Source organism: Sulfurivermis fontis, assembly GCF_004001245.1.
Classification (GTDB): domain Bacteria; phylum Pseudomonadota; class Gammaproteobacteria; order Thiohalomonadales; family Thiohalomonadaceae; genus Sulfurivermis; species Sulfurivermis fontis.
In genome coordinates, this window is record NZ_AP018724.1 from 89,272 (window position 1) to 111,964 (window position 22,693).

Annotated in this window: 27 protein-coding genes and 1 pseudogene; 19 read left to right on the forward strand and 9 right to left on the reverse strand. The window is 62.5% G+C overall.

Features of this window, described 5'->3' with window-relative positions; translation table 11 throughout:
- Window positions 1-8 precede the first annotated feature (8 nt).
- The 19 genes and pseudogenes from EP379_RS00455 (at window position 9) to EP379_RS00545 (ending at window position 14,363) form a co-directional block, all read left to right on the forward strand.
- Entirely contained in the window at window positions 9-557 is a 549-nt protein-coding gene (locus tag EP379_RS00455; RefSeq protein WP_127474655.1) for a hypothetical protein, read from the forward strand.
- A 140-nt stretch (window positions 558-697) separates the two neighbouring features.
- Window positions 698-1,297, forward strand: a complete 600-nt coding sequence (locus EP379_RS00460; RefSeq protein ID WP_127474657.1) for a hypothetical protein — start codon at window positions 698-700, stop codon at window positions 1,295-1,297.
- Window positions 1,298-1,710: 413 nt separating this feature from the next.
- A complete protein-coding gene (locus EP379_RS16785; protein WP_127474659.1) occupies window positions 1,711-2,097 on the forward strand; it encodes a pilin in 387 nt (128 codons plus the stop codon).
- A 192-nt stretch (window positions 2,098-2,289) separates the two neighbouring features.
- Window positions 2,290-2,400, forward strand: a pseudogene (locus EP379_RS16905) (addiction module toxin RelE); the annotation flags it as partial.
- 56 nt (window positions 2,401-2,456) lie between these two features.
- A complete protein-coding gene (locus tag EP379_RS00475; protein WP_127474661.1) occupies window positions 2,457-3,308 on the forward strand; it encodes an REP-associated tyrosine transposase in 852 nt (283 codons plus the stop codon).
- 88 nt (window positions 3,309-3,396) lie between these two features.
- Window positions 3,397-3,855 carry a pilin gene (locus EP379_RS16295; protein WP_172600327.1) on the forward strand — a complete coding sequence of 153 codons (459 nt, stop codon included), beginning with the start codon at window positions 3,397-3,399 and terminating at the stop codon, window positions 3,853-3,855.
- Window positions 3,852-4,283, forward strand: a complete 432-nt coding sequence (locus EP379_RS00485) for a prepilin-type N-terminal cleavage/methylation domain-containing protein (protein WP_127474663.1) — start codon at window positions 3,852-3,854, stop codon at window positions 4,281-4,283. Before EP379_RS16295 ends, EP379_RS00485 begins: the two co-directional genes overlap by 4 nt.
- Window positions 4,283-5,101 (forward strand): type II secretion system protein, encoded by an 819-nt coding sequence (locus EP379_RS00490; protein ID WP_127474665.1) that lies wholly within the window; start codon window positions 4,283-4,285, stop codon window positions 5,099-5,101. Before EP379_RS00485 ends, EP379_RS00490 begins: the two co-directional genes overlap by 1 nt.
- Before the next feature lie 57 nt (window positions 5,102-5,158).
- Complete coding sequence (locus EP379_RS00495; protein ID WP_127474667.1) at window positions 5,159-5,362, forward strand: DUF2281 domain-containing protein; 204 nt, start codon at window positions 5,159-5,161, stop codon at window positions 5,360-5,362.
- Window positions 5,346-5,663, forward strand: a complete 318-nt coding sequence (locus EP379_RS16910; RefSeq protein ID WP_127474669.1) for a type II toxin-antitoxin system PemK/MazF family toxin — start codon at window positions 5,346-5,348, stop codon at window positions 5,661-5,663. Before EP379_RS00495 ends, EP379_RS16910 begins: the two co-directional genes overlap by 17 nt.
- A 7-nt stretch (window positions 5,664-5,670) precedes the next feature.
- A complete protein-coding gene (locus EP379_RS00505) occupies window positions 5,671-6,105 on the forward strand; it encodes a pilus assembly protein MshP (protein WP_127474671.1) in 435 nt (144 codons plus the stop codon).
- Between the two features lie 166 nt (window positions 6,106-6,271).
- Complete coding sequence (locus tag EP379_RS00510; protein WP_127474673.1) at window positions 6,272-6,505, forward strand: hypothetical protein; 234 nt, start codon at window positions 6,272-6,274, stop codon at window positions 6,503-6,505.
- Window positions 6,502-6,933 carry a type II toxin-antitoxin system VapC family toxin gene (locus EP379_RS00515; RefSeq protein ID WP_127474675.1) on the forward strand — a complete coding sequence of 144 codons (432 nt, stop codon included), beginning with the start codon at window positions 6,502-6,504 and terminating at the stop codon, window positions 6,931-6,933. The genes EP379_RS00510 and EP379_RS00515 overlap by 4 nt, the downstream gene beginning before the upstream one ends.
- Window positions 6,930-7,460 carry an RNA polymerase sigma factor gene (locus EP379_RS00520; RefSeq protein WP_127474677.1) on the forward strand — a complete coding sequence of 177 codons (531 nt, stop codon included), beginning with the start codon at window positions 6,930-6,932 and terminating at the stop codon, window positions 7,458-7,460. Before EP379_RS00515 ends, EP379_RS00520 begins: the two co-directional genes overlap by 4 nt.
- A gap of 137 nt (window positions 7,461-7,597) precedes the next feature.
- Window positions 7,598-8,092 carry a DUF6036 family nucleotidyltransferase gene (locus EP379_RS00525; protein WP_127474679.1) on the forward strand — a complete coding sequence of 165 codons (495 nt, stop codon included), beginning with the start codon at window positions 7,598-7,600 and terminating at the stop codon, window positions 8,090-8,092.
- Window positions 8,089-8,286: a hypothetical protein gene (locus tag EP379_RS00530; protein WP_127474681.1), complete on the forward strand. Its 198-nt coding sequence runs from the start codon at window positions 8,089-8,091 to the stop codon at window positions 8,284-8,286. The genes EP379_RS00525 and EP379_RS00530 overlap by 4 nt, the downstream gene beginning before the upstream one ends.
- Window positions 8,287-8,951: 665 nt before the next feature.
- Window positions 8,952-9,845 carry a hypothetical protein gene (locus tag EP379_RS00535; RefSeq protein WP_127474683.1) on the forward strand — a complete coding sequence of 298 codons (894 nt, stop codon included), beginning with the start codon at window positions 8,952-8,954 and terminating at the stop codon, window positions 9,843-9,845.
- A gap of 3 nt (window positions 9,846-9,848) precedes the next feature.
- Entirely contained in the window at window positions 9,849-11,087 is a 1,239-nt protein-coding gene (locus EP379_RS00540) for an ISL3 family transposase (protein ID WP_127474685.1), read from the forward strand.
- A 21-nt stretch (window positions 11,088-11,108) separates the two neighbouring features.
- Complete coding sequence (locus EP379_RS00545; RefSeq protein ID WP_127474687.1) at window positions 11,109-14,363, forward strand: DUF6701 domain-containing protein; 3,255 nt, start codon at window positions 11,109-11,111, stop codon at window positions 14,361-14,363.
- A gap of 158 nt (window positions 14,364-14,521) precedes the next feature.
- On the opposite strand, the gene EP379_RS00550 is transcribed toward EP379_RS00545, so the two are convergent.
- The 9 genes from EP379_RS00550 to gshB form a co-directional block, all read right to left on the reverse strand.
- Window positions 14,522-15,400, reverse strand: a complete 879-nt coding sequence (locus EP379_RS00550; RefSeq protein WP_127474689.1) for a dihydroorotate dehydrogenase electron transfer subunit — start codon at window positions 15,398-15,400, stop codon at window positions 14,522-14,524.
- 68 nt (window positions 15,401-15,468) lie between these two features.
- Window positions 15,469-16,749 carry a dihydroorotase gene (locus tag EP379_RS00555; RefSeq protein WP_127474691.1) on the reverse strand — a complete coding sequence of 427 codons (1,281 nt, stop codon included), beginning with the start codon at window positions 16,747-16,749 and terminating at the stop codon, window positions 15,469-15,471.
- 2 nt (window positions 16,750-16,751) lie between these two features.
- The gene (locus EP379_RS00560; RefSeq protein ID WP_127474694.1) at window positions 16,752-17,726 is read right to left on the reverse strand and encodes an aspartate carbamoyltransferase catalytic subunit; all 975 of its coding nucleotides are present in this window, start codon (window positions 17,724-17,726) and stop codon (window positions 16,752-16,754) included.
- Window positions 17,713-18,225, reverse strand: a complete 513-nt coding sequence (gene pyrR / locus EP379_RS00565) for a bifunctional pyr operon transcriptional regulator/uracil phosphoribosyltransferase PyrR (RefSeq protein ID WP_127474696.1) — start codon at window positions 18,223-18,225, stop codon at window positions 17,713-17,715. The genes EP379_RS00560 and pyrR overlap by 14 nt, the downstream gene beginning before the upstream one ends.
- Entirely contained in the window at window positions 18,222-18,644 is a 423-nt protein-coding gene (gene ruvX, locus EP379_RS00570; RefSeq protein WP_127474698.1) for a Holliday junction resolvase RuvX, read from the reverse strand. Before ruvX ends, pyrR begins: the two co-directional genes overlap by 4 nt.
- A gap of 174 nt (window positions 18,645-18,818) precedes the next feature.
- Window positions 18,819-19,382 carry a YqgE/AlgH family protein gene (locus EP379_RS00575; protein WP_127474700.1) on the reverse strand — a complete coding sequence of 188 codons (564 nt, stop codon included), beginning with the start codon at window positions 19,380-19,382 and terminating at the stop codon, window positions 18,819-18,821.
- A 322-nt stretch (window positions 19,383-19,704) separates the two neighbouring features.
- Window positions 19,705-20,598, reverse strand: a complete 894-nt coding sequence (locus EP379_RS00580; protein ID WP_127474702.1) for an energy transducer TonB — start codon at window positions 20,596-20,598, stop codon at window positions 19,705-19,707.
- 10 nt (window positions 20,599-20,608) lie between these two features.
- On the reverse strand, window positions 20,609-21,625 hold the full coding sequence (locus EP379_RS00585; RefSeq protein WP_127474704.1) for an FAD:protein FMN transferase: 1,017 nt from the start codon (window positions 21,623-21,625) through the stop codon (window positions 20,609-20,611).
- A gap of 52 nt (window positions 21,626-21,677) precedes the next feature.
- Window positions 21,678-22,631, reverse strand: a complete 954-nt coding sequence (gene gshB, locus EP379_RS00590) for a glutathione synthase (RefSeq protein ID WP_232023943.1) — start codon at window positions 22,629-22,631, stop codon at window positions 21,678-21,680.
- Window positions 22,632-22,693: the final 62 nt, after the last annotated feature.

Here is a 22,693-nt window from a genome sequence, read left to right on the forward strand (position 1 = left end):
GCAAGGCCATGCCGTTGCAACCGCTTGATCCGGATCGCCCGCCGCGCGGCCTCGGGCAATTGGTACTCGTTACCCTGTTGATCCTGATCTTCATCGTCATCGCCACCCGCCGCATCTGGGAGCTGCGCATCGTGGCAGAGCAGACCCACGTCATCCATACCGTGGGGGCATTGCAAAGCGCCATCGGTATCGAGGTGATGAAACGTGTGCTGCGTGGCGGTATCGCTGCAGTGGCAGACATGGACCTCGCCGATCCCATGGACTATCTCGATCCAGACCGCCGCCCACGCAACTACCAGCGCCTCGGCGGCCCGTTGCCGCCGGAACAGATGGTGCCGCGCCGCTGGTACTACGAGCCGCAGCAGGGCATCCTCATCTATCGCGTCGACCACGGCGAGTACCTGGAAACGGAACTGCCCGGCCCGCCGCGCATCCGCTTCCAGCTGCAACTGCGCTACGAGGACCGTAACGGCAACGGCCGCTACGATGCCGACAGCGATGCTCTCGGCGGTGTGAGCCTGGTGACGCTGGAGCCCTACCGCTGGCTGGCGCCGTAACGCCCCCTCCCGGCCTCCCCCACGCGTGGGGGAGGAGAGTTCTCCCGCCCCGCTCGACGGGGAGGGGCGCTGGGCAAAGGAACGCGGTTGTCGTATAAAAAGGCGGGGCTTGTTTCCTGCGGATTGCACAGAGGGTGGTCATGGACATCATCATCACGGCACTGTACTGGAGCGCCACGGCGCTGGTGGTTCTGGCCCTGCTTACCGGCATCGGGCTGCTGGTGGCACCGGGGCCGTTGCGGGATCTGGCCCGCCCCCTCGACCGCTGGCATTCCCTGCGTCCCGCCCTGGGGCCGCTGGACAAGCCGCACTACACCGAGCGCCGCATCTATCATCACCACCGCCTGGTGGGCGCCCTGTTCGTATTCGGCGCGGGATACACCCTGCTGCGCCTGCCCGGGGTCGACCCCCAGGCGGCCCTTGGACTGATGCCGGAGAACTGGGACGGCAACCTGCGCGGCCTGCTGGCGGCGAACGTCTACTGGTTGCTGCTGGTCGCCAATTTCGCCGCCCTGATCCTCGGCCTGGTGGTCTATTTCCGCCCCAGCCTGCTCAAGCGACTGGAGGCCCGATCCAATCGCTGGCTCTCCACCCGCCAGGCAATGAAACCGCTGGACGTCTACCACAGCGAGTGGAATACCCTGTTGTGGCGCCGGCCGCGCCTGACGGGGCTGTTTATTACCGCAGGCAGCCTGTATATTTGGATCATCCTGCTCGCCTACCGCCACGGCGTCCTTTAGCCCGGCCATATCTGCAGAGGAACCCACTCCGTGGCCGAAAGCAGCGTCTATCGCGGACGCTGTTCGCCGCGAGGACTCGGCTCCTGCACCGGGCTGGTGGCATGCGGCCAGTCACAGGGCGCGCAAGAGCGTGTAGGGCCGACTTCAGTCGGCCCTAACGGGTGGGTGGATCATTTTTGTGGGTGCCCTGCACGCCCTGCAAGGGGATGTGCGGCCGGGAGCCGATACGGAAAATCCCGATGAATTAGGTTAAATATCAACTTTGGATTGAAAGCCTTACGCGCGTGTGTTAAGAAATAGGACGAAATTCACGGAAATATCTGCCGCCCCATGGATGACCCTGTCGGCTGCGGCCGGCACGAGGCGGAAACAACCGGGAGGCTGCGGCCTCGCTACAAAGCAGGAGTCTTGAAATGAACAAGCAACAGGCAGGCTTCACCCTGATCGAGCTGGTCATGGTGATCGTGATTCTGGGTATTCTGGCGGCGACGGCGATTCCGAAGTACGTCGATCTGCAAACGCAAGCACTGGCATCTGCCAAGAAGGGTATGAGTGGTGCCGCCAAGGGTGCGCATGCGATTCAGATCGCGAAGAATGCCGCAACTAATGTCACCCCGATCTACCCCACCGTTGCTGGCGTAGCTGCCGCTTTGAATCCGGCGGGAACCGCAGTAGCCGATGGTGTTCAGGTTGATATCAACGGTACTACCTATACCATTCCTACCTATACCGATGACACCTGTGCGACACTGACCACTGCCATCACTGATAATGTGCAGTGCGTTGGAGATATTCCTTAATCGGGAACTTGCCTCGTAGAGTCGTTACGCGGGCACGAGAAAGGGCGGGAACCTTGAGTCTCCCGCCCTTTTTCTTGGCACCTACCTTCATACATATGATGCTAACTACCCTAGTTATTGGTTGGCGGCACCGGGCACGGGATAGGGGTCAGGTCTTGACATGGCGCTTTTCCATGCCGAATCATTTTGACCATGGCCAGACCCCTACGCATTGAATATGCCGGCGCTTTATATCACGTCACGAGCCGCGGCAATGCCTGTGAACCCATCTTTCACGATGATGATGATCAACAAACCTTTCTCGTGGGATAGGGGTCAGGTCTTGACATGGCGCTTTTCCATGCCGAATCATTTTGACCATGGCCAGACCCCTACGCATTGAATATGCCGGCGCTTTATATCACGTCACGAGCCGCGGCAATGCCCGTGAACCCATCTTTCACGATGATGATGATCGACAAACCTTTCTCGCCCTGCTGGGGGAGGTGATAACCCGCTTTGGTTGGATGTGTCACGCCTATTGCCTGATGGGCAATCACTATCACCTCCTGCTGGAAACTCCCGACCCCAATCTCTCCCTTGGTATGCGGCACCTCAATGGTGTGTATACTCAGCGCTTCAATCGCCGCCATAGCCGCGTTGGGCACGTATTTCAGGGGCGATTCAAGGCGATACTGGTGGAAAAGGACAGTTATCTGTTAGAGCTGGCACGCTATATTGTGCTCAACCCTGTTCGCGCCGGCATGGTCAAGGATGCCGCGCTGTATCCCTGGAGCAGCTACCGGGCGACTGCGGGAGGTAAGTGCGCTCCGGCATGGCTCACCACGGCTTCGATATTGGGGCTTTTTGCCAAGACTGACGCAGTAGCGCGGCGCCGATACTGCGAGTTCGTCGCACAGGGAATGACCGCTGGTTCGCCATGGCCGATGCTGAAGGGGCAGATTCTTCTCGGAGGCGAAGCGTTCGCTGCGCAGATGCAGCCGCTGCTCGAAGGTGCGGCAGACTCAAAGGAGGTGCCCCGTACACAACGATGGGCGCACAGGCCGACCTTGAGGACGATGTTCATCAAGCCAGTACGGGCCGATAAATTGAAGCGCGATGAGGCAATTCGTTGTGCTTATAACGATTATGGATATACGATGGCTGCGATTGCTCGTGAATTAGGGCTGCATTATTCGACCGTGAGCAAGGTCATTAAGGGTGAACGGTGAGAAACAGTGATGTCAAGACCTGACCCCATTGGGGGCTTCATTGGGGGCTTTGAGCAAGGTCATTAAGGGTGAACGGTGAGAAACAGTGATGTCAAGACCTGACCCCATTGGGGGCTTCACCCTCACTGAGCTGGTGATGGTAATCGTCATCCTCGGTGTGCTGTCGGTGACGGCACTGCCGATGTGGTTCAATCGTACGGATTTCGAGCAGCGCGGCTGGTTCGATGAGTTGTTGCAGGCCACGCGTTATGCGCAGAAGCTGGCCGTCGCCTCCAACTGCGATGTGCGCATCACCATCAACGCCGACAGCTTTTCCCTGCAACAACCCACTACCAACTGCAACACGGCCAACTGGCAGATCATCTCACTGCCGGGCAAGCAGCCCCCCTACAACGCGCCGAGCGACGTCAGCGTCACGGCGGGGACCGGTACCCTGACCTTCCTCGCCTCCGGCCTTGCCTCTGCCGACAGGACCGTGACCGTGACCGGGACCAGCCCGTTGAGCTTCCGGGTTTATGCCGCCACCGGCTATGTGGAGCGGCAATGATGATGCGGCAGCGCGGCCTCACCCTCATCGAACTGGTGGTCAGCATGGTGATCATCGGCATCGCCGTGGTGGGCATCCTCAAGGTGATGGAGATCACCACGCGCCACAGCGCCGACCCGATGATCCAGCATCAGGCGGTCGCCATCGCCGAGGCCTATCTGGAAGAGATCCTCACCAAGAGTTATGACGCCGGGCCGGGTACCGGTACGCGGGATCAGTTTGACGATGTGGATGATTATCGCAACCTGCCGGATACGGTGGTGCGTGACCAGTTTGGCAATGCCATCGCCGGCCTGGGTGACTATGCCGTGACGGTAGCCATTGCCGATACGGCGCTGGATGGTGTCAATGTCAAACGGGTGGATGTGACGGTGACCCACAGCACCCTCGTGAACATGACCATAACCGGCTACCGCGCCGATTATTGATGACCATGCAGATGAACTCACACCTGCACCGCGGCTTCACCCTGGTCGAGCTGATCATGGTCATCGTGATCACCGGCATCATCGCGGCCATCGTCGGCGTGTTCATCCGCCAGCCCGTGGAAGGCTATGTGGACCTGTCGCGCCGCGCCGAGCTGGTGGATGCGGCCGAGTCGGCCCTGCGTCTGATGGCGCGCGATATCAGGCGCGCCCTGCCCAACAGCATACGCATCACCGGCGGCACACAGATCGAGATGATCAATACCGTGCAGGGGGCGCGCTACCGCGCCACGCCGCCCGGTGCACCGGCCAAGGTGCTGAATTTCAGCGCGCCCGACAACAGTTTCAATGTGTTCGGTCAGCACCTACAGGAGGGGACGCTCTCCGGCCATCATCTGGTTGTCTACAACCTCGGCATTGCCGGGGCGGATGCCTACAGCTGGGACAACGTGATCACTCCGGCCAGTGACATCACCATTGCCAACGACGACGCCGCACCGACGGCGGGCGAGCAGACTATCACCCTTGACGACATCAGCCACCAGTTCGCCTACGAATCGCCGCGTCAGCGCATATTTCTGGTGGACGGCGCCATCAGCTACCGCTGCGAGGGCACCGCTCTCAATCGTTACGGCGTATATGCCATCGGTGGCGGCGTGGGAACCGGCACGCCCGTTACGCGCCACGTCAACGGCTGCACCTTCACCTATAACCCCGGCACGGCGACCCGCGCCGGGCTGGTTACCCTGGAACTGACACTGACTGACGGTGGAGAATCGGTGCGGCTCCTGCACCAGGTGCATGTGGATAACGTGCCATGAACGGGGGTAGACTGGACGCGCACGGCTCATGGCCGGTATCGCTGTAAGGAGGCAACCGTGACCACTGCGGACAAACTCATCGATGAAATTCAGCAGCTTCCCGAGCCCTTGCAGCAGGAGGTTTTCGACTTCACCCAGTTCCTCAAAGAGCGGTTGGCTCGTGCGGAAGCCAATAACCTGATGCAGGCGCAACAACGCAGCATGGAAGGGGTGTGGGACAACACGGAAGATGAGGTATGGAACAATGTTCCAACCCGGTGATGTCGTGTTGGTCCCCTTTCTGTTCTCCAACTTGCACGCGGCAAAACGCCGGCTTGTTCTGATCCTGACGCCGCCGGATGCATTGGGTGACGTGGTGTGCCTCGCCATTACCTCCAGCGCTCATCATGAAGCTGCGTTTCAGTTGGATGAGGCCTCCTTTCTTGAGGGTGTGCTTCCCAAGATCAGTTGGGTCCGGGTAAGTAAAGTCTATACACCCCGCGAGTCCGTTATCTCGGGCACCTTCGGTCGGCTACACCCTGAAGTCATGGACTCTTACTGCTCGCACCTCGGTTGCCAATAGTACGGGCATGAATCGCTCCCCGCGACATATACACGGTTTTTCCCTGGTCAGCGCCCTGTTCCTGCTGGTGGTGCTGGGCGCGCTGGGCGCCTACATGGTCAGCATCAGCGGTACGCAGCATTTCACCACGCTCCACGCCTTGCAGGGCGCCAAGGCCTATCACGCGGCGCGCAGCGGCACCGAGTGGGGCATAGCCACCGCACTGGGCATCGCCGCCTGTCCCGCCACGCCGACGACCCTCAGCGGCGGCCTGAGCGGCGGCGACCTGGACGGATTTGCCGTTTCCGTCACCCTGGACTCCTGCACCAGCCACCAGGAGGCCGGCGAGAATTACAACGTGTATGAAATCACCGCCTTTGCCCAGACCAATTCCCCGGGCTTCGGCCAGCCCGGTTATGCGGCGCGACGGATCACTGTTACCGTCACCAACGCCGCCCCGTAGCCGGTGGTGGATGTGGAAGATCGCATCAGGCGCGACTGCACACATGGCGCCCCTTGGCACGCAGACCCTATATAGCGCAGCGGTATCGCCCAAACCCTGGTGTAGTTGCTATTTCCCATAACCTCCAACATACTATTGTTGAAATTTTCAACAACAGGAGATTGGCATGGCGACCGTCAATTTCAGTGTGCCGGATGATGTCAAGGACGCCTTCAACGCGACGTTTCAGGGGCAGAACAAAAGCGCCGTCATCGCCGAATTAATGCGCGAGGCGGTAGAACGGGCGCAGCGCAAGCAACGCAGCCACGAGGCCATCGGCAGAATTCTGGCCCGCCGGGATCACGCCCCCGTCGTTTCACAAGACGATCTGCAAAAGGCCCGTGAGGCCGAGCGCCCGTGATCGTGGTGGTGGATGCCAGCGTCGCGCTCAAATGGTTCTTTCGCTTGCGTGACGACGAGGCGGACGTTGATCGGGCCTTGTTGCTGCTCAGTGACATCGACGCCGGCCATATCCGGATGATGCAGCCCCCACATTTTCTCGCCGAAATGGGCGCCGTGCTGGCCCGTGAAAAACCTGCGGAGGCGCAGGCCGACTTGGCTGACCTGCTGGCCATCGACTCGGATCTTCTCGACGACAGGAATGTTTACGCCACTGCCGTCGACCTCGCCCGCCAGCTGCGCCATCACCTGTTCGATACGCTCTACCATGCCACGGCCCTGCATATTCCTCGCGCCACCCTCGTCACCGCAGATCGACGCTACTACGACAAGGCTCGCGACATCGGGCAGATAGCCTTGCTGGCGGATTTTCGCTCGCCGACGGCATGAGGCAGACTGAGGTCATGCCGGATGCCGACGATCTCATCCGCCGCTATTGCTCGAAACAGGATCAGGCTGCCTTCCGCCGCTTCTATCAGCAGGAGGCGCCGCGCCTGTGGAAATTCTTTCTCGCCCGCGGCTGCGACGCCGACACCGCCTACGACCTGCTGAGCGAAACCTTCCTGCGCTTCATCCAAACGGTGTGCAAGAACCCGGCGGCGCCCCTGCCGCTGCTCTACCGCATTGCGCTGAACCTGCGCATCGACCTGCATCGGCGTGCGCAGCATTGGCCCGTCACTCTCGAATCGGAGCAACTGGCGGCCATCCCGGCGCCGGGCGGCGACCCCTACGCCAACGAGGCCGTGCTCAGGGCCATGAACACCCTGCACGGCGATGAACAAAATCTGCTGCTCATGCGTTACTGGATAGGGCTGACCCACGCCGAGGTGGCCGAGGCCATCGGCCTGCCGGAAGGCACGGTACGGCGCCAGGCGGCCGCGGCGCTGCACAAGCTGCGCGGCATACTGGAGGCGTGATGGCGGGCGTGGCCCGCCCTATGCCATACGCACCGCGGCCCGTTAGAGGGTGCCCTGTGGGCGCCATGAAATTACCTACCAGTAGGGCCGTGGTGCCCGGCCTGCGGGGTAACGAGGATTCGGAGTAGCATGCGGCTATGACCCTGTTGCAAATGATCGAAATGTTGAGCGATGCGAAGGTCGACTATGTCGTCGTGGGCGGCCTGGCCGTTGCGCTGCATGGCTATCAACGCGTGACCATGGATGTGGATGTCGTACTGGCGATGACACCTGATAACTTGAGGGCATTTATCAATAGCTGCAAGGCCTACGGTCTCCAACCGGTTATACCCGTGGATATCGATTCCCTGGCGGATCCCCGTTTGCTGGAGCAATGGTTTCAGGAAAAGGGCATGCTGGCTTTTGGCCTGCGTGGACCTGAGACAACTTCCACTGTCATAGACGTACTTATCAAACCCCGGGTTTCCTTCACCGATCTTAAACGTGACGCCACTATCATTGGCGTTGGCAACTTGAATATTCCCATTGCCTCCATAGACCATTTGATCGCCATGAAAACGGATACCGGCCGCAGCAAGGACGCCCTCGACATTGAGGAACTGAAAAAGCTTCAAGAAGGCCCGTCGACATGACCGCCGAAGAAAACTATCGCCTCATCCAAGAAATCGACGCCAACCGTTGTTTTCTGTTGGCGGCCTACCGCTCCAATCCTCACTTGCTCGCAAGAGCAGACCCCCGGATGCGTGTGCTGCTTGGATTGCCCGCATCAGACACGGCTTCATGGCCGCAGGGTGAATCCAGGCCCGCCGACGGCGAACCCCGGTGAATGGTGCGGCACTCCGTTCTCCAACGTGAACAAATTGTGCCATTCATGCGTTATAGGAACAGGCGCACAGCCCGACCTCTGAGGCAAAGGGCGCCCATGGGCACCATCCGATAACCGGATTATGAAAATCGATCGACTGGAACAGGCCATCCAACATGCTGTCACGGCTATCGCCGCGCCGGACGATGCGCGCCTGGCAGAGATCCTGGCCAAGGTGGAATTGGCGGCTGTCATGCGACCGCAGCCGCGCCGCAGTTCCTGGCCGTGGTTGTTGTTGGTGGCGGCGGGGGCCGCTGCGGCAGGCGGCGGATATTGGTATGCACAGCGCCACGACACACCGTCGGCACCAGCAAACAGAGCCGCAGAGCGATCGGTTCCAGAGACCGTGCAGCCACAGCCGGACCTGCCGCCTGTCTCTCCGTCTTCAAGCCGGGAGGGCGAAAATGGTGTTGGCAGGAACCCGACTCTTATCTACCGACGTTAAGGAAGCTCTGAATAAGTTCAGAGCTTCCGCGGCACAGGGATGTGCCGCCATTTTTCAACGACGATAAGTCGTTGAAAAATGAAGCCGAGCGAAAATCACACTTTTCGCTTGGCGTGGTCTGAGAAGTCCAGGATGGACTTATTCAGACCTTCCTTAAATTATCCTGCATTAGGACGGTTATATGATCGTGGAAAATCAGAAGAAGTCTAAGGGCGATGATAGCCGAAATTTCCGTATGACCGCGAAGTTGGTCGTGATTGTCCTGTATACCCTCCTTTCATCACTGCTGTTGAGTAGCGAGGCATTCGCTCTTACGCAAGTCGCTAGCCCTGGCTCTTGCTCAAGTACGGGTTCAGGCGATGATAACTGGAGCAATCCAGATAGAGCCCGCGTTAGTGACAACAATCGTGCTGACACGCGCCTGGATGACTGGCAAGACTCCGAGTTGCTGGAGTGTACAGATTTTGGATTTTCGATCCCGGTGGCGGCCACCATTGACGGAATTTCCGTCCGGATAGAGCGCCGTGCCCAAGTGGATAACCGTATGCGTGACAGAGACCTCCAGTTGATCAAGGGAGGCACAACAGTTGGTTCTAACTATGCAGACACCACTACCTGGTTTCCTACTAGTGATACCTATGCAAGTTATGGCGGCGCCGCCGATCTGTGGGGAACCACCTGGACGCCGGCAGAGATAAATGCCGGCAATTTCGGTGTTGGTTTGCGTGTAAGAAAAGATACGAACTCAGGAGGCAATACGCGTGCTTATGTCGATCACGTCGAAATAACGATTCACTATACTGACTCTGCGGTGTCCGCTGCATTATTGGCAGCATACCAATTCGATGAATTCTCCTGGGATGGTAGTCCAGGTGAAGTAGTAGACAGTAGCGGCAACGGTAATGATGGTACATCGATTGGGGGAGCAACCACCATCGAGCCTGGCAGGCTATGTCGCGCCGGCATATTTGATGGTTCAAATTATGTTCAGGTGAGCAATCTCTCCAGCTTGTTGGGAAACACCGCAACACTCAGTGGCTCTTCCCCGTATCGAGTGGGTAGCTTACCCTGTTGAGTCATGAGAGACATAGACCTATACGCCCAGATTCTTGGCTTACGGTCGCCGTGGAAGGTGGCCGATGTGCAGTTGCTGCGTGATGCCGAGGAGGTTCGGATTCACGTGGTCCCGGAGCCGGGAGTGACGTGGAGCTGTCCGCACTGTGGACGCCCCAGCCCCGGCTACGACAGCAGGCGTCGGCAATGGCGCCATCTGGACACCTGCCAGTACAAGACGGTGCTGGAAGCGGACGTGCCGCGGGTGCAATGTGCAGAGCACGGGGTGGTCACGGTGGCGGTCCCGTGGGCAGAACCGGGTTCGGGTTTCACGGCGCTGTTCGAGGCGCTGCTCATTGACTGGCTGAAGGAGGCGAGCACGCAGGCGGTGGCGCGACAATTGAAGCTGAGTTGGGGCGCCATCGACAGAGTGATGCAGCGCGCGGTGAAGCGCGGGCTGTCCCGCCGTGAGAGCCAAGCGCCGGAATACTTGAGCGTGGACGAGACCGCCTTCGCCCGGCGCCACGAGTACGTGACCGTGGTGACTGACCAGGAACGTGGCGTCGTGCTGCACGTGGCGGACGACCGCAAGACGGAGAGCCTGTCGGCCTACTATGCCGGGCTGAGTGATGAGCAGAAGGCCAACATCAAGGCGGTGGCGATGGACATGTGGCCGGCCTATATCAGCGCCACGGAGGCGCACATCCCACAGGCGCGGGAGAAAATCGCCTTCGACAAGTTTCATGTCGCCAAGTACCTGAATGATGCGGTGGACAAGGTACGGCGACAGGAGCATCGCTCCCTGTTGGCCGTGGGCGAGGACTGCCTCAAGGGCAGCAAATATGACTGGCTCACCAACCCGGCCAACATGACGCGTGCGCAGCAGAACCGCTTTCGTGCACTGCGCGATGGCAGCCTGAAAACGGCGCGGGCCTGGGCCATCAAGGAATTCGCCATGGGCCTGTGGCACTACGACAGCCGCACCTGGGCGGCCAAGGGCTGGACGCGCTGGCTGTCTTGGGCTGTACGCAGCCGACTGGAGCCGGTGAAGAAAACCGCCGCAACGATCAAGAAGCACCTGTGGGGCATCATCAATGCCGTGGTGTTGAAGGTACACAATGGCCATGCCGAAAGCATCAACAGCCGCATCCAGCACATGAAGAACCGGGCGCGGGGGTTCCGCAATCGGGAGCGTTTCCGTACTGCCATCTACTTCCATCTCGGCGGCCTTGACCTATACCCCGCTCAGATGAGAAATCGGTGATTCAACCCACTCGATTAGGTGATGACCCCACTCAGTTTCTGGATAAAAACCACCCAGGTCGGCAACGACACGAACTGGCAGGCACCGGGTGTCGCTGGTGTAGAGCAGTCGGGTGGAACCAATGACATATTCTGGGGCTGGCTGGATGCAGCGGGACACATCGGGATTTCGAAAGGTAACGACAATACGGCGAAATCAACGGTGGCCATCAATGACGGCACATGGCATCACGTGGTGTTGAGCCGCAACGCAGGTGACGGTGCTTACAAGATATATCTCGATGGCGCCTTGAACAAGAGTGGTACAACAAATAGCGGCATAGTAAGCACCAGTTTTTCCAGTATCGGGCGGATTGAAGATACGGCGGGCAGCCATGAGTATTTTGTTGGCGAGCTCGACGAGGTGTTCATATTTGATGGCGTCCTGACGGATGCTGATGTAGCCAGTATCTACGCTCTGCAGTCGGCAGGAAAGAATCTCGACGGCTCCGAGCGAGACTGTCCTACGCCTAGCACCTGTTACGTGGATGATTTTAATCGTGCAGCACTGGGTACGGATTGGTCGGTATCCAACAGCAGCGGCAGTTTTGGCGATCCAAGGATCGTTAACAATCGACTACGTCTCACGGATGCGAGTGGCAATGTGGCAACCGCAGCCACATTGCAGAAATTGTTCCCCGGTGCAGGGAACCTGATCGTCCTTGAGTTTGATTACTTTGCGTATAATGGTAACGGAGCTGATGGTATCGCAGTTACCTTCTCCGACTCTTCCATAACACCGTCCCCCGGCGGGTATGGTGGTTCACTTGGTTATGCACAACGGTGTGGTGTCAATGGATTTGCCGGAGGTTGGTTGGGTGTTGGTATCGATGAGTATGGAAATTTCAATAACGACGATGAATGCCGCGGCGATGGGCCGCCACCCAGTGGCCGTGTCATTGACTCATTGTCGGTTCGTGGCTCTGGCAGCGGCACTGTCGGTTACCGCCGGCTGAGCGGAACGGGAACACTGAGGCCTGGTATAGATCAGTCGGGTGCAACACCCGCGCCGGGGCACCGCTACCGGGTTACCATCGATCATTTGACAACTCCTGGTCAGGCCATCTACACGGTCGAGCGGCAAACAACGCCTGGCGGACCATGGGTTACACACCTTACAGGCGATGCATTGGCGAGCGTGGGGCAGGCACCTGTTCCCGAAAACTGGATACTTTCATTCACTGGATCAACTGGTGGTTCGACGAATATCCATGAGATTGACAATATCTCAGTGTGTGCGACGAAGATGTTGCCGGTTTCAACGACGGTAAACCATTTCCGTTTCTATCACGACGGAAGCGGCCTTACCTGTGCCCCGGAAAATATCCAGGTCCGCGCCTGTCTTGATTCCGCTTGTTCGGTGGAAGCAAGCGGCGATATTACGGCGACATTGGCGCCTTCGGGTTGGATTGACGGCAGTCCCGTTACATTCGCAAGCTCGGATACATTGCAGTTGCAACACACCACAGCCGAAACTGTGGCTCTGGGCGTGATTTCCAGCACACCTTCTGCATTGAATCCGCCCCGTTGTTATATCGGTGGTGTGGAACAGGCCAACTGCAATATCACATTCCACGATTCCGGCTTTGTCTTTGATATTCCAAATCACGATGCCTCTACTACACAGAATATCACCATCAAAGCGATACGGAAGGATAACGAGACACAGCAATGTGTACCCGGATTCACGGATGTGACCAAGACCGTCAACTTCTGGTCCACGTATGTCGACCCCGGCACAGGCACGTTGGCGGTCAACGTGAATGACACCGATGTTGCTGGTGCAAGTCCGGGAACGGAGCTTGATCTTGATTTCGACTCCACCGGTGTAGCCTCGTTGCAAGTGGTTTATCCTGATGCAGGGCAGATGCAACTGGATGCGCGTTATGAGGGAAGCGGTGACGATGCGGGATTGGTGATGACGGGACAGGATATGTTTGTCGCCCGGCCGGATCACTTCACGCTGACGGGGATCGTGTGTGCCGATGGCACGGCGAATCCGGGTGCTGCTGACGCCGGTGGTGCAGCATTCTGTGCTGCAGGCGAAGATTTCAGGGTTACGGTTGCGGCGCGTAATGCTGTTGGCGACATCACGCCCAATTTCGGCAGGGAGTCTGCGCCTGAATCGGTGGCACTGGCCACTACTCTTGTGGCGCCTGTCGGAGGCAGCAACCCGGTGCTGGCTGGAAGCTTTGGAAGTTTCGGCGAGGACTGCGCAGGTGATCCGGCGACCGCTGGCACAGCCTGCGGTACGTTCACATGGCCGGAGGTGGGTATCGTAACGCTTACGCCCAGTATCGCCAGTGGTAATTATCTTGGGGCCGGCAACGTTACCGGCTCGGTGAGCGGCAATGTTGGGCGGTTTCACCCTGCGAGTTTCGGTGTTACCCACACACCGGATGTGGGTTGTGGCACGACATTCACCTATGCCGGCCTCAGCGGCAGCAAGGTGGGCCAGCCGTTCAGTGTCACCGGGACGATCACCGCGCGTAATGTTGCCGGTGCCACGACGGCGAACTATGCCGGCGCGTTTGCGAAGCTCGGCACCGGCGATGTGACGGCCATGCCGATGCAGGGCGCTGCCGCTGCCGCCGGCGTACTGACCTGGAATGTGGACAGCCTGACCTTTGCCGCCGGTGTGGGCGCCATGACGGCCACGGCGCGGTATGCCTTTACCGCCGAGGGCGGGCCGCAGGCCATGCATCTGCGCGTGATGGCCGATGACGGCGAAGCCAGCGGTGAGGAGAACGACAGCGGCAAGGCGGTGGAATACCGCCTCGGCCGCCTGCGTCTGCAGAATGCCTATGGCGCGGAGCTGGCCGATATTGCCGTGCCGATGCAGGCCGAGTACTACGATGCGGGTGGCTACTATCGCCGGAATGATGCCGACAATTGCACTGCGCTGACGCTGGCCGACCATCTGGAGCTGCGCAACCCGCAGACCGACAGCGGCGACTGGCAGAGCGGTGACACGACGATGACGGTGGGCGGCGGCAGCACGGCGGCACTGCCCATCAACTCGCCGCTGGTCAGCGGCGATGCCGGGCTGGTGTTCACCGCGCCCGGCGCCGGCCATACCGGCTATGTCGATATCCGTACCTCATTGACAACGGATCATCCCTGGCTGGGGCATGCATGGAACTGCGATGCCGCGGCACCGAGCGAGGCCTGCGGCCGTGTGAGCTTCGGCCTCTATCAGGGCAGCCGACACCACATCTATCTGCGCGAGCGGTATTGACGATGTTTCAGAAACTGCAGGAGCCGAGTCCTCTCGGCGAGCAGCGCCGCGTTTGTTGCATTCGCCGCGAGGACTCGGCTCCTACGGGAGGGAGACTGTGCAACTGTTCCGCGCCATTGACCGGAACAGCATTGCAGCCGGTAGGCTGAAACAGATGTTCAGGCGGGGAACACAGCCCTGGCGTCGAACACCGGACCGTCGACACAGACGCGCTTCATGGCCGGGCCCTTGTCGGTCTGGACCTCGATGGTGCAGCCGGCACAGCCGCCGACGCCGCAGGCCATGAACTCTTCCATCGACACCTGGCAGGGCAAGTGGTATTCCCGCGCCAGCCTCGCCACCGCCTCCAGCATCGGGTGCGGGCCGCAGGCGAATACCTCCACCTCCTTGCGCTGCTCCGGCGTCAGGGCCTCCAGATAGTGGCGCGCCACGTCGGTGACGAAACCGTCGTGGCAGCCGGCATAGCCCTGGCGGCTGGCGAGGCGCGAGGGGATGCCCCAGTCCTCCAGCAGCGGCATGGCGGCGATCACCTCCGCACTCATGCCGGGCACCATGATCTTCGACGGCTGCGCCTTGAACGGGAACGGCACCTCCGAACCCATGATCACGAACGGTTGATAGGCGCCCTTCACCGCCAGCGTCTCCGCGGCGACGAACACCATCGGCGGAATGCCGACGCCGCCGCCGATGAGCAGCGGCCGCGGCCTTTCCATGTGCAGGGTGAACGGCGTGCCGATGGGGCCGAGGATGCTCAGTTTCTCGCCCACGGCGCGCTTGGCCAGCAGGGTGGTGCCCTCGCCGAACACCTTGTAGAGGAAGTCCACCTCGCCGCTGTGCCTGTTCACGCGCATGATGGAGATGGGACGGCGCAGCGGGCGCTGCGGGTCCACCGTGATGTGGGCGAAGCTGCCGGCGCGGGCGTGGCTGGCGATCTGCGGCGCCTTCACGCGCAGCATGTGCTGTTCGCCGGCCAGATGCTCGTGGCTCAGGATCTCGGCGTCTTCGACAAAGACGGTGTTGCGATGCGGCTTGGTCATGGGGAGTCGCAAGTTACAAGTGACAAGTTGCAAGTGATTCTATCTTGCCACTTGTCACTTGTAACTTGTCACTGGTGATTTTCGTACACCAGCCTGCCGTCGAGCAGGGTGTGGGTGACCTTGCCCTTCAGTTCCCAGCCGAGGAACGGGGTGTTCTTGCCGCGGCTCACCAGGGCTTTCTCGCTTACCGTCCAGTAACACTCCGGATCGACGATGCACAGGTCGGCGCGGGCGCCCAGGCTGAGTGTGCCCGCGCTCTGGCCGAGGATGTTGGCCGGCTGCCAGGTGATGCGGCCGATGGCCTCGTGCAGCGGCAGCACGCCCTCGTCCACCAGGCGCAGGGTGAGCGGCAGCAGGGTCTCCAGCGCCGAGATGCCCGGCTCGGTGGCCGGGAACGGCGCCAGCTTGGCGTCGGTGTCGTGCGGCTGGTGGTCGGAACAGATGGCGCCGATCACGCCGTCGGCGAGCGCGGCGCGCAGGCCATCACGGTCGCGCTGGCTGCGCAGCGGCGGACGCACGTGGCAGAGGCTGTTGAACTGGCCGACGTCCAGTTCGGTGAGATAGAGCTGGTGGGCGCTGACGTCGGCCGTGACCGGCACGCCGCGTTTCTGTGCCGCCGCCACCAGTTCCACGGCGCGGGCGGAGGAGAGCTGGCAGAAGTGGGCGCGCACGCCGGTCTGCTCCACCAGCATCAGGTCGCGGCCCACGGCGATCACCTCGGCGCAGGCCGGGATGCCGGGCAGGCCGAGGCGGGTGGAGACCACGCCTTCATGGATGCAGCCGCTGGCGCCGAGCCAGGGGTCTTCGGAATACAGCAGCACCGGGATATCGAGGCCGGCGGCGTACTCCAGCGCCCGGCGCAACACCAGGGTGTTGGCCATCGGAATCTTGCCGTTGCTCACCGCCACGCAGCCGGCCTGTTGCAGCCCGTACATTTCACTGATCTGCTCGCCGGCGAGGCCCTGGGTGAGGGCCGCCAGCGGCAGGACATGGGCCATGCCGGCATCACTGGCCTTGCGGCGGATCAGCTCGACTACCGCCGCGCTGTCGATCACCGGATTGGTATCCGGCGCACAGCACAGGGTGGTGATGCCGCCGGCGGCGGCGGCGCGGGTCTCGTTGGCGATGCCGCCCTTGTGCTTCTGGCCCGGCTCGCGCAGGTGGGCGCGCAGATCGACCAGGCCAGGGAGCACCCACTTGCCGCGCGCGTCGATTTCCTTCTGTACGGAGAAGCCGGCCGGGGCGGTGCCGATGGCGGCGATGCGCCCGGCGGCGATGTAGATATCGGCGGTTTCGTCGCGGCGGTTGGCCGGGTCGATGACGCGGCCGTTGCGGATTACCGTATGCATGTTTACGCCCCCTCCCCTGCCGCGCGGCCCAGGCACATGGACATCACCGCCATGCGCACGGCGATGCCGTTGCTCACCTGCTCCAGGATCACCGACTGTTCACCGTCGGCCACCGCCGAATCGATCTCGATGCCGCGGTTGATGGGGCCGGGGTGCATGACGATGGCATCGGGCTTGGCCTGGGCCAGCATGTCGGCATTGAGGCCGTAGAGCTGGAAGAATTCGCCGCCGCTCGGGATCAGCGCACCCTGCATGCGTTCGCGTTGCAGGCGCAGCATGATCACCACGTCCACGTCCTTCAGGCCGCGCGCCATGTCGTGGAACACGTGCACGCCGAGTGCACTGGCTTCGGGCGGCACCAGGGTCTTGGGGGCAATGACACGCAGCTCGCCGACGCCCAGGGTGTTGAGGGCGTGGATCTGCGAGCGCGCCACGCGCGAGTGCATGATGTCGCCGACGATGGCGACGCGCAGCGCGCCGAAGTCCGGCCCCTTGTGGCGGCGGATGGTGAACATGTCCAGCATACCCTGGGTGGGGTGGGCGTGGCGGCCGTCGCCGGCGTTGACCACCGATACGTGCGGCGCGACGTGGCGGGCGATGAAGTGGGCGGCGCCGGAATCGGCGTGGCGCACCACGAACATGTCGCAGTGCATCGCCTCCAGGTTGTGCAGCATGTCGAGCAGGCTCTCGCCCTTGGAGGTGGCCGAGGTCTGGATATTGATGTTGAGCACGTCGGCGGACAGGCGCTTGGCCGCCAGCTCGAAGGTGGTGCGCGTGCGCGTGCTCGATTCGAAGAACAGGTTGGCGATGGTCTTGCCGCGCAGCAGCGGCACCTTCTTCACGCTCTGCGCGTCCACCGTGATGAAGGACTCGGCGAGGTCGAGGATCTCGGTGAGCACGCTGCGGCTCAGTCCCTCGAGGGTGAGGAAGTGGCGCAGGTTGCCGTTGGCGTCCTGCTGCAATTTATCGATCGGCATGGCTTTGCACCGTCAGGGCGAGATCGTCCGGACCGCTCAGCTTGACCTGCTGATCGGCCTCCAAGTCCATTTGCAGTCCGGCCACGTCGGCCTGGATCGGCAGCTCGCGGCCGCTGCGCTCCACCAGCACGGCGAGCGTCACCGAGGCGGGGCGGCCGTAGTCGAACAATTCGTTGAGGGCGGCGCGGATGGTACGGCCGGTGTAGAGCACGTCATCCACCAGGATGATGTGACGTCCCTCGATATCGAAGGGCAGGTTGGAGGGCTTGACCTGCGGGTGCATGCCGATGCGCGAGAAGTCGTCGCGGTAGAAGCTGATGTCCAGTGCACCGAGCGGTTCGCGCAGATCGAGCAGTTCGTGCAGGCGCCGCGCCACCCAGACGCCGCCGGTGTGGATGCCGACCATGCAGGGGTCGCCGATGCCGCGGGCGGCGAGTAAGGCGCGCAGGCGATCGGCCATGGCGCGCAGGGTGGGTTCGATAGCGGGTTGCGTAGTCATGGGCGACTCTCTTCGGCGTGGGTGTCCAGCCAGCTTTGCAGGATCAGTTGCGCGGCGACGGCATCCAGCGCCGCGCCCCCCTTGCCCTGCGCGCGTAGCTCCAGTTCCGCCTCGTAGGAGGTGAGGCGTTCGTCGACGCGATGGACCGGCAGATTGTACCTGCCCGCCAGCTGATTCCCAAAGCGCTGCGCGCGCGCCGTGCGTTCATGTTCCGTGCCGTCCATGTGCACCGGCAGTCCGACCACCAGGGCTACCGGCCGCCACTCGGCGATGAGTCGGGAGATGGCGTCCCAGTCGGGCTTGCCGTCGCGGGCCTTGACGATGGTGAGGGGACGGGCGCTGCCGGTGAGCGTCTGGCCGACGGCGATGCCGATGCGCTTGGTGCCGTAGTCGAAGCCGAGCAGGACGCCATTGGTCATGGCGAGGTATGAGGTGCAAGGGGCGAGGGGCGAACAACCCCGGCCTCGCTAGACGGGGTGCGTAGGGTGTGCACCGCGCACCGGGGCGTCGCGGGGCACCGCGTGGTGCACGGTGCGTGCGCTACATGGGGGTTGATGTTCGTAGCCCGCATCTCGCCCCTCGTGCCTGTGTTCTTAGGCGTGGCCGGCTTCGCTGGACAGCAGGGTCAGATCGACGCCGATGAGGGCGGCGGCGGCGCCCCAGCGCTCCTCCACCGGCAGCTCGAACAGGATCGCCGGGTCGGCCGGACCGGACAGCCACGCGTTTTGCGCGATTTCCTGCTCCAGTTGGCCGGCGCCCCAGCCGGCATAGCCCAGGGCGAGCAGGAACTGCTGCGGTCCCGTGCCTTGGCCGATGGCGGCCATGATGTCGCGCGAGGTGGTCAGGGCGATGTCGGCGGTGACCGGCAGGCTGGAGGTCCAGGCCCCCACCGGGCGGTGCAGCACGAAGCCGCGTTCCGGCTGCACCGGGCCGCCGCTGAATACCGGTGCGGCGGTGTCTACCCGTGCGTCGGGCGCGATCTGCATGTGTTGCAACACGTCGCCCAGGGTGATCTCCAGGGGGCGGTTGATGACGATGCCCAGCGATCCTTCCGCGTTGTGTTCGCAGATGTAGGTCACCGTGTGGCTGAAGTTGGGGTCAGCCAGTTGCGGCATGGCGATGAGAAAATGATTGCGCAGGGAAGCGGTTTCGGTCATGGCGTTAGTATCGGGAAGGTGTGTGCGGCCCGCAAGGGTGGCGGTGGTGCAGGAGCGAATCGCCTTGGCGATCGGACTCCGCTTTGCTGCCGCGGTGCGCAGGTGCTTCGCTCCTAGGGAAGGTCTGAATAAGTCCATCCTGGACTTTTCAGGTCGCTCCCGCCCCTCCCTGGGCTGCGCGACATAAGTCCATCCGTGGACAAAACCACGCCAAGCGAAAAGTGTGATTTTCGCTTGGCTTCATTTTTCAACGACTTATCGTCGTTGAAAAATGGCGGCACATCCCTGTGCCGCGGAAGCTCTGAACTTATTCAGAGCTTCCCTAGCGCATCTCCAGTTGGTTGCCGCTCTCGAACAGCCAGGTGCGGATGATGTGCAGCACGTCGGTATCCTTGCGCAGGGCCTGCGGCAGCGGTGCATAGGGCGCGGCCATTTTCACGATGCGGATGGCGCCCTCGTCCAGCACGCGGTGGCCGGAGGAGCGCACCACCCGCACGTCCTTCAGGCTGCCGTCGGCGTTGATGGCCACGTCCAGCAGCAGGGCGCCGGAGAGATTGGCGCGGCGCGCCTCGTCGGGGTAGTTGAGATTGCCGATGCGCTCCACCTTCATGCGCCAGGCGTGCTCATAACTGGCTTCAAGGTATTCCTTGGTGCTGGCGGTGATGTATTTCTCGCGCGGCTTGGCCGCGTATATCTGCATGCGCTGGGTGATCTCCGCCGCCAGGGCGGCCATCTCCTGGCTGGTGGGCATCAGCTCGGCGGCGGTGAGGTCCTCCGGGATATCGGGGCGCCGTTCGCCCGGCGTGACCTGGGTGCGCAGGCGCGACTGCTCCACCGTCATGACGTTCTGCGGCTCCGGCGTGGGTTGCGGCCTGGGCACGGTCAGCGGGCGCGTTTGGGCGGCATTGCCCTGCTCGCTGCGCGAGGCGCTGTTGGCGAAGGGGCTGCCGGGGCGGACCTTTTCCTCGACGTCGCCGCCGCCCCGCTGGGTGACCTGTGCCAGGTAATCGGCCTGGTCCGGCTTCTCGTCGCTCTTGCTGTGCACCAGGATCACCTCCAGGGTGCGCGGCGTGTCGGCGGCATTCTTGTCGTTGGGCACGAAGCTGATGCCGAGGATCACGATGGCGTGGAAGGCGACGGCGAGAAACAGCGTCAGGCCGAGGCGATCGGCGGGACCGATGCGCGGGACGGGCGGTGTCGGGGCGAGGGTGCTCATGTGCGGCGGATTATAGCGGATCGACCACGGCTTGCAGCGTGCCGTCGGCCAGCGCGAGGCGCGGCGCCAGCGGGGCTGTGACGCGCACCCCGTCTTCCGCATCCACCAGCAGGGCGTGACGGATACCGAGGGCGCGGGCGGTTTCTGTCCAGCGTGCCGGGCCGGCCACGAACAGGGCATGGGCCGCGGCGGCGGCCTCGGCCAGGCGGGTGTGGAACACGGTGACGGCGAAGACGCTGCGCGCGGGTTCGCCTGTGGCGGGGTCGAGCAGCGGGTGGAACAGGCGGTCGTCGTGCAGATAGGCGCCGCGCAGCGGGGTCACGGTGTAGGCCACCTCGTCGGGCTGCAGGGCGACGCGCGCCAGCGGGGTGCGGCCGTCGCGGCCGGTCAGAACCAGTACCAGCTCGTCACCCTGGCCCAGGCGTGCCGCCGCTCCCGGTGTGGTCAGCTGGCCGGTGGTGACGCCGGCCTCGCGTAGCCGGGCCAGCGCGGTATCCAGGGCGTAGCCGCGGCCGAAGTCGCCCAGGTCGAGGCGCACGGCCGCGTTGTTGCTGCGCATGGCGATGCCGTCGATGACGATGTCGCTCATCGACGGTTGCTGTGCCACCAGCGCGGCAATGGCTTCCGGCGTCGGCGGTGGTCCCTTGGGCTCGCGGTAGAACCCCCACAGCTCCAGCAGACCGCCCAGGGCCGGATTGAACAGCCCGCCGCTGCGCGCCGACAGCACCTGCGCCTGCTGGATCTGCGGCAGCAGCGAGGGCACGGCGGAGAAGCCGGCCGTCGTCGCCAGCAGCTGGTTGGTGCGCGCCATCGGCCCCGGCCGTGCCGGGTCGTTGCCCTCTTCGATGTACAACAGATCCGTTGCCGCCTCCTCCAGCGCGCGCTGCGCCGGTTCCGCCGCCAGGCCCTGCACGGCGAGGGTCACCGGGCTGCCGTAGGCGGTGAAGGTCTTGCGCTGGACGGGCGGTTCGCCCTGGCAGGCGGCGAGGAGGAGGGCGAGGGGCAGCAGGCAAGCGAACTTAGGCATGAATATCGATCACATCAAATACCGGGGTAGGGCGGACCCTGCGGGGTTGGGCTTAATGCCGCGCCACCAGTTTGACCGCAATGGCCTCCATGAGTTGCCCGGCGATGTCCAGGCCGAACTGCGCGTCCAGTTCGCGGATGCAGGTGGGGCTGGTGACATTGATCTCGGTGAGGTAGTCGCCGATGACATCGAGGCCGACGAACAGCAGGCCCTGCTCGCGCAGGCGCGGCGCCACCTGGGCGCAGATCCAGCGGTCACGCTGCGACAGTGGCACCCCCACCCCGCTGCCGCCGGCGGCGAGGTTGCCGCGCAGTTCACCCGCGGCCGGGATGCGCGCCAGCGCATAGGGCACCGGTTCGCCATCGATGAGCAGGATGCGCTTGTCGCCTGCGCTTATCTCCGGCAGATAGCGCTGCGCCATGGTGTAGCGCTGGCCATGGTCGGTGAGGGTCTCGATGATCACCGAGGCATTGGGGTCGCCCTGGCGGGTGACGAAGATCGAGGCGCCGCCCATGCCGCCCAGCGGTTTCAGCACCGCCTCGCCCTGCTCCGCGACGAAGGCGCGCAGCCGCTGCATGTCGCGCGTCACCAGGGTCGGCGGCGTGCACTGCGGAAACCAGGCGGCGAACAGCTTCTCGTTGGCGTCGCGCAGGCTCTGCGCCCGGTTCACCACCAGCGCCCCGGCCGCTTCCGCCTGCTCCAGCAGGTAAGTGGCGTAGATGTACTCCATGTCGAAGGGCGGATCCTTGCGCATCAGGATCACGTCCAGCTCACCCAGCGGCATGTCCTCCGCCTCCCCCAGTTCGAACCAGCCCTGCGGGTCGGCGTATACCCGCAGCGGCCGGCTGCGGCCGTAGGCCGTGCCGTCGCGCAGGTAGAGATCGGCCAGTTCGAAATAGCGCAACTGCCAGCCACGCGACTGCGCCGCCAGCAGCATCGCCAGGGTGGAGTCCTTCTTGTAATGGATGGCCCCTATGGGGTCCATCACCACGCCGAGTGTGGTCATGGGCGGAGCTTTTCCGTGTGGAGTCGGGGCGATTATACGTAAATCGGCGGCGGCATAAGCGT